Origin of the sequence: Cryobacterium serini (assembly GCF_004404025.1) — a bacterium.
Lineage (GTDB): Bacteria > Actinomycetota > Actinomycetes > Actinomycetales > Microbacteriaceae > Cryobacterium > Cryobacterium serini.
On sequence record NZ_SOHN01000015.1, the window covers coordinates 92,835 to 104,476 of the forward strand.

Annotated in this window: 10 protein-coding genes and 1 tRNA gene; 1 reads left to right on the forward strand and 10 read right to left on the reverse strand. The window is 63.6% G+C overall.

What is annotated here, in order from left to right; all coding sequences use genetic code 11:
* Window positions 1-38 precede the first annotated feature (38 nt).
* On the forward strand, window positions 39-611 hold the full coding sequence (gene def, locus E3T51_RS11825) for a peptide deformylase (RefSeq protein WP_134530010.1): 573 nt from the start codon (window positions 39-41) through the stop codon (window positions 609-611).
* Between the two features lie 15 nt (window positions 612-626).
* Here def and E3T51_RS11830 read toward each other — a convergent pair whose 3' ends face one another.
* The 10 genes from E3T51_RS11830 to dnaG all read right to left on the reverse strand — a co-directional run bounded on the left by E3T51_RS11830 (window position 627) and on the right by dnaG (window position 11,593).
* Window positions 627-932 (reverse strand): AzlD domain-containing protein, encoded by a 306-nt coding sequence (locus E3T51_RS11830; protein WP_134530011.1) that lies wholly within the window; start codon window positions 930-932, stop codon window positions 627-629.
* Window positions 929-1,693, reverse strand: a complete 765-nt coding sequence (locus E3T51_RS11835; protein WP_420898432.1) for an AzlC family ABC transporter permease — start codon at window positions 1,691-1,693, stop codon at window positions 929-931. Before E3T51_RS11835 ends, E3T51_RS11830 begins: the two co-directional genes overlap by 4 nt.
* Complete coding sequence (locus E3T51_RS11840; RefSeq protein ID WP_134530012.1) at window positions 1,690-2,565, reverse strand: sensor histidine kinase; 876 nt, start codon at window positions 2,563-2,565, stop codon at window positions 1,690-1,692. Before E3T51_RS11840 ends, E3T51_RS11835 begins: the two co-directional genes overlap by 4 nt.
* 124 nt (window positions 2,566-2,689) lie before the next feature.
* Window positions 2,690-2,762, reverse strand: a tRNA-Asn gene (locus E3T51_RS11845).
* Between the two features lie 230 nt (window positions 2,763-2,992).
* A complete protein-coding gene (locus tag E3T51_RS11850; protein ID WP_134530013.1) occupies window positions 2,993-3,895 on the reverse strand; it encodes an ATP-binding cassette domain-containing protein in 903 nt (300 codons plus the stop codon).
* A gap of 5 nt (window positions 3,896-3,900) precedes the next feature.
* On the reverse strand, window positions 3,901-5,598 hold the full coding sequence (locus tag E3T51_RS11855; RefSeq protein WP_241989299.1) for an ABC transporter ATP-binding protein: 1,698 nt from the start codon (window positions 5,596-5,598) through the stop codon (window positions 3,901-3,903).
* Entirely contained in the window at window positions 5,598-6,677 is a 1,080-nt protein-coding gene (locus E3T51_RS11860; protein WP_134530014.1) for an ABC transporter permease, read from the reverse strand. Before E3T51_RS11860 ends, E3T51_RS11855 begins: the two co-directional genes overlap by 1 nt.
* 2 nt (window positions 6,678-6,679) lie before the next feature.
* Window positions 6,680-7,771 carry an ABC transporter permease gene (locus E3T51_RS11865; RefSeq protein WP_134530015.1) on the reverse strand — a complete coding sequence of 364 codons (1,092 nt, stop codon included), beginning with the start codon at window positions 7,769-7,771 and terminating at the stop codon, window positions 6,680-6,682.
* A 100-nt stretch (window positions 7,772-7,871) separates the two neighbouring features.
* Entirely contained in the window at window positions 7,872-9,506 is a 1,635-nt protein-coding gene (locus E3T51_RS11870) for an ABC transporter substrate-binding protein (RefSeq protein WP_134530016.1), read from the reverse strand.
* A 221-nt stretch (window positions 9,507-9,727) separates the two neighbouring features.
* Window positions 9,728-11,593: a DNA primase gene (dnaG, locus tag E3T51_RS11875; protein ID WP_134530017.1), complete on the reverse strand. Its 1,866-nt coding sequence runs from the start codon at window positions 11,591-11,593 to the stop codon at window positions 9,728-9,730.
* Window positions 11,594-11,642: the final 49 nt, after the last annotated feature.

An 11,642-nucleotide genomic window follows, 5' to 3' on the forward strand; every position in this document is an offset into this window, starting at 1 on the left:
GACGACCCTATCGACAAGCTTGACGATATTCTGGAGAAATGGCCGTACGCGCGATAGTAATTTCAGGTGACCCCGTTCTCCACTCCCCCGCCGCTCCCGTCGTCGATTTCGACGATGATTTGCGCGAGTTAGTGCGAGACATGTTCGAGACGATGGATGCTGCGCCGGGAGTCGGTCTCGCCGCCACGCAGGTGGGAGTCGGGCTGCGCATCTTCACCTACAGCTACCAGGACGACGATGACGTGGCGTGGCGTGGTGTCGCGATCAACCCGGAACTTTGGATCACACCGGTGTCAGCCGAGCCCGTGGACGACGAAGATGTCGACGAAGACGAAGGATGCCTGTCATTTCCGGGTGAGCGGTTTCCGCTAAAGCGAGCAGAGTCGGCCATTTTGCGCGCCGTCGACACCGAACAACATCCATTTGAGATTCGAGCGGACGGCTGGCTCGCCCGTATCTTTCAGCACGAGTTCGACCACCTCGACGGCACCCTGTATGTTGATCGCCTCGAGCACGTCTACGCGAAGGTGGCCGCCAAAGTCGAACGTAAGAAAAGTTGGGGCGTGCCCGGCCTGAGCTGGACCCCCGGCGTCGACAACCTCGAGGGTTGACAGCCGAGCGCGAGTCTAGGTGAGCGCGCGCAGGCCAGCGGCAACCAGCGCCGCAACCAGCACCACGACAATGAACGGTGTTTTGATCGCAAATAACCCGGCTGCCACGATAACGGCCGGGATCCGCGCGTCCACGGTGAGTGCCTGCCCGCTGCCCAGTGTTTGCACGGCAATGAGCGCCGCCAGCAAAGCCACCGTCAAAAGGTCGGCGATGCGGGAGGGTGTCGGTCTCTGCAGCAGGACTGGCGGCACCAGATAGCCGGCCAGCTTGAGCGCGAGCACGGCGATCGAGGCCAAAATGATGATCTGCCAGACGGTCATGGCCGCAGCCCCGATCGAGCGGATGCCGCACTCGTATCGGTCGAACCGCCCAGCCAGTTGAACAGGCCGACTACCACCGCGACGAGGGCTGCAACCAGCACGGGCAGTCCCGGCATGAGTATGGGGGTCAGCGCCGCGGCGACGACCGCAGCTGCGACGGCCACCGCGACCGCCTGCATCCGCTTGAGGCGAGGCCAGAGTAGACCTACAAAGGCCGCTGCCGCGGCAGCATCGAGCCCATACGCCCGGGTATCGCCGACAGCATCACCGATTACCGCTCCGACTAACGTGGTGATGTTCCAGCCAATGAAGACGGCCAGGCCGGTAACCCAGAATCCGACGCGTCGGCTGCGTGGGGTCGGTTGGGCGAGGGCGACCGCGGTGGATTCGTCAATGGTGATCCAGCTCGCAGCCAGGCGCTTCCAGGCGCCTGGGCCGATGATCGGAGCGGTGCGCATGCCGTAGATGCCGTTGCGCACGCCGAGCAGCGCCGCGCTGGCGATGGCCGCCGGGCCTGCAGCTACCCCGCCAGCGGCGAGCACGCCGACGAGGGCGAATTGGGAGCCTCCGGAGAACATGACGATGCTGATGAAGCTGGTTTGCCAGATATCTAAACCCGCTGCGACCGACAGCGCCCCGAACGACACACCGTAGGCGGCGGTGGCGAGCCCAACGGCAACACCTTCACGAATGGCCAGGCGTTGCTGAACTGCCTCGTCGTCGGGATGGGTTGCTGGCACTGCGGGCGATGCCGAAGTCACCGACTGAGGTCTACGCCGTGCACGCCGTTGTGAAAGCGCAGGGACGGGAATACTGCCGACACCGAGAAGCCCAGCCCGGGTACCGTTCCGGCGTTGAAGACACCGCCGAAGAGCTGCGCGCGCTCCCGCATCTGAGTGATGCCGGGGCCGGCGATGCTCTCGCTGAGGGCCTTGAGGTCGTCCTCGATCGTGTACGGGGTGCGTGCGGCCTGTTCGCCGGCTTCCTTTCCGTCCCGACGGGCTGCCGCGCGGATACCGTCATCGTCGACGAGCAGCTGCAGGCCGTCCCTGGTCCAGGTGAACGATACGCGCGCTTCGGTACCGACGCCGCCGTGCTTGAGCGCGTTTGACAGGGCGCTCTGCAGAATTCGGAAGATGGCCAGCTCGGCACCCGCCTTGAGCGCGAATCGTTCGCCCAATTCGATGAAGCTGACCACGAGCCCGGCGTCGCGCATGACGCGAAACAGGTCGCGCGTTGACTGCGGGCCTGGCTGCAAGGCCCCAACGGTTTCGCCTTCGCGCACGATCGTCAGCACGCGGCGCATGTCAGCGAGGGCCACCCGGCCATCATCAACGAGCGCTGTGGCGGCACGCACGGCCGTCGAGGGATCGCTCTCGGCCGTGTAGCGGGCGCCCTCGGCCCGCGTGACGAGCCGGGCGATGGTGAGCACTGCGCCATCCTGCAATTCCCGAATGATGGCCAGGCGTCCCTGTTGCTCGGCGAGGGAGAGTTCCAGTTCGATACGCACACGTTCAGCGGCATTGCGATCGAAGATGACCCGACGTGAGCGCAGCAATGAGATGGTCCATAACACGAGCAGCGCTCCGGAGAGTACGCCGAGTGCCGGTACCAGAAGTTGCGAGAAATCCACTGCTGACCGCCGTCTCTTGTGCCGAAACCATGGCGCACTTTGTGAATTAGGAGAGAATCTTCTGTCGAATCAAAACGTGCCGACAAAAAAGGCCACCCGGGGTGGAGCCCTGAGTGGCCTTTCGCTCCCCGACTTGGACTCGAACCAAGAACCTGCGCATTAACAGTGCGCTGCTCTGCCAATTGAGCTATCGAGGAATACTGGAACAGCGTTGTTACTTTACCAAGGTTTTTTGTTGTGCCAAAACCACGACGACTGCCGATCGACTCTGACTGTGCATTTTGACCATCGAAAAGCCTGTGAAGGCCTCAAAGCGTGGGCCGTCGGCAACAATTGAGCAGTCTGGCGCGCCAAAAGCCGGTCGGGCGTGTCGGACCGGTCGCGACCGATCACGCTTCACAGCGGATGCGACCGGTCGCGACTCGGATCACTTCACCGCCCCGGGCCCTGTTTCATCGCTGATATCGCCAATCTGCACGCTGGCCACATCATCGACCAGGGCAGTGTCTGCGGGAGGCTGCAAGGCTGCGGCAAGTCCTCGGACGTAGGGGTGCCAGGGGTCTCGAAAGACGTCGTCGATGGTGCCAAGACCCACCAGTACGCCCTGGTGCATGACCCCGATACGACTGGTGACGCGCTGCAGCACGGCCAGGTCATGGCTGATCACCAAGGCGGAGAAGGACCGTTCCTGCTGCAACTCGCTGATCAGGTCGATCACGGCATCACGCACCAGTACATCAACGCCCGCTGTGGGCTCGTCAGCGATCAACAGCGCCGGGCCGAAAACGAGCGCCCGGGCCAGCGCCACTCGCTGCCGCTGACCGCTGGAGAGCTGATACGGATATTGGCCGAGAACGGCCAATGGCAGGCGCACCGCGTCGATCATGGTGGCCACCCGGGCACCAAGCGCGCGACGGTTGTAGCGCCGATCCCGTTCGAGCACCGGCTCGGCCACGATTTCAGCTACCGTCATGGTCGACGGCAGGGTGTCTGCGGCGTCCTGAGCCAGCAGTCCGACCCCGAAAGTGAGCCGCCCCAGCTTGCGCTTGCTGATGCGGCGCAGACCAAACCCCAGCACGGTCGCCTCTCCCCCGGTGATTTGCGGTCGGATACCGGCGGTATCACTGGCGAAGGCATCACCGGAAAGCACCCGGGCCAGCGTGCTCTTGCCCGAACCGCTCTCGCCGAGCAGCCCCACCACCTCGCCCGGCGCGATGCGCAGGGTAAAGCCGTGCACCGCGACAAAGGCCGGGCTCGCCCCGTGCGGCGGGTATTCAATGGTCAGATCGCTCGTTTGGATCGGGAAAACGGATGCCGCGCCATGCCTCATAAGGTCTATCCTGCCGCACGCAGAATGCGGAGTTCATCCCTCCGCAAAGCCTGCGCCGCCGGATCCGGAACCGGCAGCGAGGCGAGCAGCCGCTGGGTGTAAGCATCCTTCGGCGCACCGAGCACCTCGGCGCCGGTACCCTCCTCGACCAGCTTGCCCTTGTACAAGACGGCAATGCGGTCAGCGAGAATATCAACGACGGCGAGATCGTGGCTGATGAACAACGCCGCGAAACCGAACTCTTTCTGCAACTCGGCGAAGAGTTCGAGTACCTTGGCCTGCACCGACACGTCGAGAGCGCTGGTCGGTTCGTCCGCGATGAGCAGGCTCGGCTCCAGCGCAAGTCCACGGGCCAGGCTCGCGCGCTGACGCTGGCCACCGCTGAGCTCGTGCGGGTACCGATCACCAAACGCGCGCGGCAACTGCACTGCCTCGAGCAGCTCATTGACGCGTTTGCGGGCAGCCCGGGGATTGGCCGCTCGCCCGTGGACGACGAGCGGCTCGGCCACGCATTCAGCGATCGTGAGCAGCGGGTTGAAGCTCGACGCCGGGTCCTGAAAGACGAAACCGATGTCACTGCGCACCTTCTTGAAGGCGCGTTCCTTGAATCCGTGCATCTCGTGACCGAGAACGGTGAGGGATCCCCCGGTCACCCGGGTCAATCCGGCCATGGCGCGGCCGATCGTGGTCTTGCCCGATCCGCTCTCTCCGACCAGGCCGAGTACCTCGCCCGGACGGATGTTGAAGCTCACGCCGTCGACGGCGGTGAAGCCGGGCTTGCCGAGCCGACCCGGGTACTGAATTTTCAGGTTGTCGGCGACAACGGCCGGCATGGCCGCTGCCCAGTCGGCCTCGCGAGCCTCGAGCCGCGCGGTAGCCCGCGCCGTGCCCTGACCGACGTGCGGCACCGAGCCGAGCAGTCGTTTGGTGTAGTCGTGCTGCGGATTCGAGAACAGGGCCTGGGCGGGGGCCTCTTCAACAATCTTGCCCTCGTACATGACGACCACTCGGTCGGCGAGGTCGGCGACCACGCCCATGTTGTGGGTAATCAGCACAATCGCAGTGCCGAACTCGTCGCGGCAGCGCCGCAGCAGGTCGAGAATCTCGGCCTGAACCGTTACGTCGAGGGCGGTCGTCGGTTCATCGGCGACGATCAGCCCTGGGTCGAGCACGAGGGCCATGGCGATGACGACTCGCTGTTTCTGACCGCCGGAGAACTGGTGCGGGTAGTAGTCGACACGGCTTTCCGGGTCGGGGATGCCGACCCGGCCCAGAATTTCGATCGCCTTGGCGCGTGCCTGCTTCTTGGTGAATTCACCGTGGGCGCGAATGCCCTCGGCGATCTGCCAGCCGACGGTGAAGACGGGGTTCAGGGCCGTGGACGGCTCCTGGAACACCATGGAAACATCCGTTCCACGCAGCTGGCGCAGCCTCTGCTTACTGACGGCGAGAACGTCGTTGGAGTCGGCGCCGACTTTGCTGCTCAGGATGACGGCGCCGTGGGCGATCGCGGTCTCCGGGAGCAGGCCCAAAATGGTCTTGGCGGTCACGGTCTTACCGCTGCCGCTCTCCCCCACGATGGCGAGCACCTCACCGGGAGCAACGCGCAGGGTGACCCCATCGACGGCTTTCACCGCGCCGCTATCGGTGGCAAAGGTCACATTAAGGTTGTCGATGCGTACGACGTCGGGCAGGGAGCTCATTATTTGGCCTCGAATGGGTCGTCGTTCGGGTGTTTGCCGGGAGCCAGCGAGCTGGCCTCGAGCCCGTCGATGCCGCCGGGGCCGGCCGTCAGGGTCCCGCCAGGGACCACGCTCGTCGCGGCGACACCGGCGGTCTTACCCGGGGCGCGCCGGCTGCGCAGGCGCGGGTCGGCGAGGTCATTGAGGCTTTCACCGACGAGGGTGATTCCGAGCACCACGAGCACGATGGCGAGGCCCGGGAACAGGCTGGTCCACCAGATTCCACTCGTGACGTCGGAGAGAGACTTATTCAGGTCGTAGCCCCACTCAGCTGCCGACGAGGGTTCGATGCCGAAGCCGATGAACCCGAGCCCGGCCAGGGTGAGCAGTGCCTCGGACGCGTTGAGCGTGAAGATGAGGGGCAGGGTGCGGGTCGCATTACGCAGCACGTGGCGGAACATGATGCGTCCATTGCTGGCACCGAGCACCCGAGCCGACTCCACATAGGCCTCAGCCTTGATGCGCACGGTCTCGGCGCGAATGACCCGAAAGTACTGCGGAATGAAAACGACAGTGATCGAGATCGCGGCAGCGAAGATTCCGCCCCACAGGCCGGAGCGGCCGCCGGAGATGACGATACCCATGACGATCGCGAGCAGCAGCGCCGGAAAGGCGTAGACGGCATCGCAGATGACGACGAGCACCCGGTCAAGCCAGCCGCCGAAGTAGCCGGAGACGAGTCCCAGTGCCACGCCAGCGAAAATCGACAGGACGACGGCGATGACCATCACGGTGATCGCGGTCTGCGAGCCCCAAATGACGCGGGAGAGCACGTCGTAGCCGCCGACGGTGGTGCCGAGCAGATGCTCCCCGCCGGGCGCCTGCTGGGCGCCGAAGGTGCCACTGTCGCCGCGCAGCTGGCTGTAGCCGTAGGGCGCCAGGAAGGGAGCGAAGATTGCAGTCAGGATGAAGATGCCGGTGATGACGAGGCCGACCACGAGCATTCCGCGTTGCAGGCCGATGCTCTGGCGGACTTGATGCACGACGGGCAGTCGGGTCCAGAGCGCAGCTTTATGGGTAAGGGTGGTTTCAACAGTCATGGCTAGTACCGCACTCTCGGGTCGATGAGCGCGGCGATGATGTCCACAATGAAGTTGGAGAGGGCCACGATGACGGCGAGCAGCGCGACAATGCCCTGCACCGCCACGAAGTCGCGGGCCTTGATGAATTCGATGAGCATAAAGCCGAGGCCCTTCCACTCGAAGGTGGTCTCGGTGAGCACGGCACCGCCGAGCAGCAGTGCCACCTGCAACCCGATGACGGTGATGATAGGGATGAGCGCTGGTCGGTAGGCGTGCTTGCTGACCAGGCGGAACTCGTTGACACCGCGCGAGCGGGCAGCGGTGACGTACTCGGTTCCCAGCGTGCCGATGACGTTCGTGCGCACGAGGCGCAGAAACACGCCGGCCGTGAGAAGTCCGAGTGCCAACGCGGGAAGTACTGCGTGCAGTAGGACATCCCCGAACACAGCAGGATTACCGGTCTTCAACGCATCGATGAAATAGATGCCGGTCTTATCCGGCAGAAACTGCATCTCAAGTTCCGAACCGACCGTCGCGCGGCCAGCCACCGGCAGAATCTTGAGCCAGACCGCGAAAACGAGCTTGAGCAGTAGCCCGGCGAAGAACACCGGCGTGGCGTAGCAGAGGATTGCGAAGACGCGCAGGAAGGCATCCGGTGCCTTGTCCCGCCAGTACGCTGCCACCATGCCGAGCGGAATACCGACGATGAAGGCCACGATGAGGGCGTAGAAGACGAGTTCAGCCGTGGCCGAGCCGTAGGTGAGCAGCACTTCGGACACGGGACGATTGGTGCTGATGGTCGTGCCGAAGTTGCCGGTGAAGACCTGCCCGAGGTACTCGAAGTACTGAACAAAGATCGGTCGGTCATAGCCGGCCTCATGGATAAGTACGGCTAGCTGATCCGGACCCAGCTTGCCGCCGAGGGCAGCGGTGATCGGGTCACCCGTCGTGCGCATGAGCCAGAACACCATCGACACCAGGATGAAAATAGTGGGGAAGATGAGCAGGAATCGTACAAGAAGGTAACGGCCTATGCCACCGCCCTGGCCGGATTTCTTCTTGGGACTACGCCCGGCCGCCGGAACAGGCGGCTGCATCGCCACAGTGGTCATTACTACCTCACAATTGCACAAAGAATCGGGGGCATCCAGCGATCGTGTCGCTGAACACCCCCGGTGATCAAACTAGAGAAAACTCTAGTCGCTGTCGGGTCTAGCCCTTGGCCAGCGCGCCGTAACGGAATTTGAAGGACGCGTCGAGCGTGTCCTGGGTTCCGGTGATGTCTGTTCCGGTGATGGCAACCTGCGCGCCCTGGAGCAGCGGCACGGTTGACAGCTGGGCCGCCACCTTGTCCTGGATTTCTTCGATGAGCGCAGTACGCTCCGCGGGGTCGGTGGTGACGGCCTGCTTCTGGATCAGGGCAGTAACGTCGGCATCGTCGAAGTGGTTCTTGAGGAAGTTGCCCTCGGCGAAGAACGGTGCCAGGTAGTTGTCAGCGTCGGAGTAGTCCGGGAACCAGCCGAGCTGGTAAGCGGGATACACGTCGGCGACGCGGTCCTTGGAGTACTGCACCCATTCGGTGGACTGCAGGCTGACGGTGAACAGGCCGGAGGCATCCAGCTGGTCCTTGATCAGCGCGTATTCGTCGCTCGAGCCGGGGCCGTAGTGGTCGGCGTTGTATTGCAGGTTGAGTGCGATCGGTGTGGTCACGCCGGCTGCGGCGAGGTCAGCCTTGGCCTTCTCGACGTCCGGCCCGCCCTGGCCGTCTCCGTAGAGACCCTTGAGCGACTCGGTTGCACCGGTCATTCCGGCGGGAACGTAGGAGTACAGCGGGGTGTATGTGCCCTTGTAGACCTGATCGGCCAGCTCGGCGCGATCAACAACGTCGGCAACTGCCGCACGAACGGCGAGGGCCTTGGCCGGGTCGGCGTCAGCGGTTGTCGTACCGAAGGGCTGCGTGTTGAAGTTGAAGGTGATGTAGCGAATTTCTCCACCGGGGCCGTCAACGACCTTGACCGCGTCGTTGCCGCGCAGGTCGTCGATGTCGGTCGCGGAGAGGCTACGCCACGCGACGTCAATGATCCCTTCCTGCACTTCGAGCTTCAGGTTCGAGGCGTCGGTGTAGTACTTCACGTTGATGACATCCGTCTTGGGCGCGCCGAGCAGGCCTTCGTAGCCCTCGTACGCCTTGTAGGAGAGGAGGTTGTTGAAGTCGTAACTTGCCAGCACGTACTGGCCCGCGAAGGCTTCAGCGGCAACGATGTCATCGTCGGGCGTGACCTCGGTTGCGGAGAAAGAGTCTTCATCCACGATGACTCCAGCGGGGCTGGACAGAATTTGCGGGAAGATCTGGTCGTTCCCGTTTTTAAGCGTGAAGACAACCGTGGTGTCGTCCACGACAGCCGTGCTGTCGAGGTTGTAGAGCAGCGACGACGGGCCGGTATCGGACGCGATGGCGAGCTGACGGTCGAAGCTGAACTTGACGTCAGAGGCGGTGAGGGCGTTGCCGTTGGCCCATTTCAGGTCTGGCTTGAGTACTACGGTGTACTCCGTCGGCGAGGTGAACTCGGCGCTGACTGCGATGTCGGGTTCGACATCCGCTGTGCCATATTTGCTGCTCATGAGGAATGGGAAGACCTGGGTCTGCACAGAAAAGGAGCCGTTGTCGTAGGAGCCGGCCGGGTCGAGGGTGGTGACCTTGTCGGTGGTTCCGATGGTGATCGGGCCACCCGTGGATGCGGCGTCGTCGCCGCCGCCGGCGGCGCACCCGGAAAGTACCAGTGCTGCGACCGCGAGGCCGGCTGTGGCAACGAGAGCGCGCTTGCCGTTAGTGAATGCGGATGTCATATCCGTCGTCCTCTTCCTATAGAAGTCCTATGATCAGGAGCACTCGAAAAGAGCGCAGCTGTTCATTGCTGTTAGCCAAGAGGTAGCACAGAATTCGCAGATCGCAACGATCAGCCGCAGCTTCTTTACAGATCTGCAACAAACTCGGGCTCAGGTGTTGCAGCATGACATTCGCTGCTCCAGTGTTGCTGGCGAGAATACGAAAAATGCCGGTTACAGGGTTATTCCTCGCGGAGGGCGCGGCGCTCGGCCTCGACCCGCACGAGTTCCTTCTGGAGGGTGCGGTACATTTCGGTGTCGGCAGCATCCGCTCGCTGGAGGCGCCCGAGCAATTCGGCCTTGAGCCTGAGCAGGTCTTTGTCAATGAGCACGATCGTGATGTCGCGTACGTAACGGGCGACATCTTTCTCGGTACGCTCGGGAAGATTTGCCATGGCGAGTTCCTGCACGAGGTTCTTGAAGGTGTCAGGTACCTCGGCGACCACCCGATCGAGCCAGTCGGTTGCTTCGAAATGGGCGAGATTCGCGGCGATGGCGTCGCGCACGACCGCGAGCGAGGTATTCGCAAAGGATGTCTGCACCGCGCTGTCGAGAATGTCTCGCCCGATCAGTGTCGGTCGCTGGAGCATCGCCATGAGGCCGTCACGCTCAAGCCGGGTGACCGGGTCACCGGGCAATTCGACCAGCGAGAACGGGCGCTCAGGCAGGACTTCGATCGTGCCGGCGTGGCGCGGCGCGTTCGGTCCGCCGCTCGCCGCGGCGCGTGCCCCGGACTGGGCGTTCGTGACCGCCCTGGCCACTTCGCCCATGTCGACTCCCAGCATGCGGGAGAGTTCGCGGGTATAGCCGGGGCGCAGCACGGGGTCGCGAATATCGCCGACCACGGGGGCCGCTGCGCGCAGGGCTGCCGTTCGGCCCTCGACGGTGTCGAGATTGTACTGCGAGAGAATCTGCCGAATCATGAACTCGAACATGGGCTTCTTGGAGTCGACCAGCCGCCGTACGGCATCGTCACCGCGTTGCAGCCGCAGGTCGCAGGGGTCGAGTCCTTCCGGGCCGACGGCTACATAGGTCTGAGCGGAGAACCGCTGTTCCTCGCTGAAGGCGCGCATCGCGGCCTTTTGGCCGGCGGCGTCCGGGTCGAATGTGAAGACGACCTCGCCAACACCGGAATCATCACCGAGCACACGGCGCAGCACCTTGATGTGGTCGACACCGAATGAGGTACCGCAGGTAGCGACAGCCGTGGTGATTCCGGCCAGGTGGCAGGCCATGACGTCGGTGTAGCCTTCGACGACCACGACCTGGTGGCTGCGCGAGATGTCGCGTTTGGCCAGGTCGAGGCCGTACAGCACCTGGGCCTTGTGGTAAACGGGAGACTCGGGCGTATTGAGGTACTTGGGGCCCTTGTCGTCGTCGAGCAGTTTGCGGGCGCCAAAGCCAATGGTCTGCCCGGTGATGTCGCGAATGGGCCAGACCAGGCGACCACGGAAGCGGTCGTAGATGCCGCGGTCGCCACTGGAGACCAAGCCGGACAGAGTCAGTTCTTCGGTGGTAAAGCCGCGACCACGCAGGTGATTGGTCAGTTCGTCCCAACTTTTCGGGGCGAACCCCACCCCGAATCGAGTGGCGGCGTTGGCGTCGAATCCGCGCTGACCGAGGAACGCGCGGCCGACCTCAGCGCCCGCGCTGCCGAGCTGATCGATGAAGAAATCGGATGCTGCCTGATTAGCAGCGAGCAGCCGCGCACGATTACCGTGGTCGGGTGCTGCGCCGGAACCGTCTTCGTAGTGCAGGTCGAGGCCAACCCGGCCGGCCAGGCGTTCGACGGCCTCACTGAAGCTGACGTGGTCCATTTTCTGCAGAAAGGAGTAGACGTCACCGCTCTCACCACAGCCGAAGCAGTGGTAGAAACCGACCTGGGGACGCACGTGAAAGCTCGGGCTGCGTTCGTCGTGGAACGGGCAGAGACCCTTCATCGAGCCGACACCGGCGGACTTCAGGGTGACGTAATCACCGACGATGTCGGCGATATTGGTGCGGGCCTTGACCTCTTCGATGTCACTTTGTCGAATCAGTCCAGCCATGCCTAAATTCTATCGTCCCGGGGCGGCGGGCTTCGTCGCGCGGCCCCTG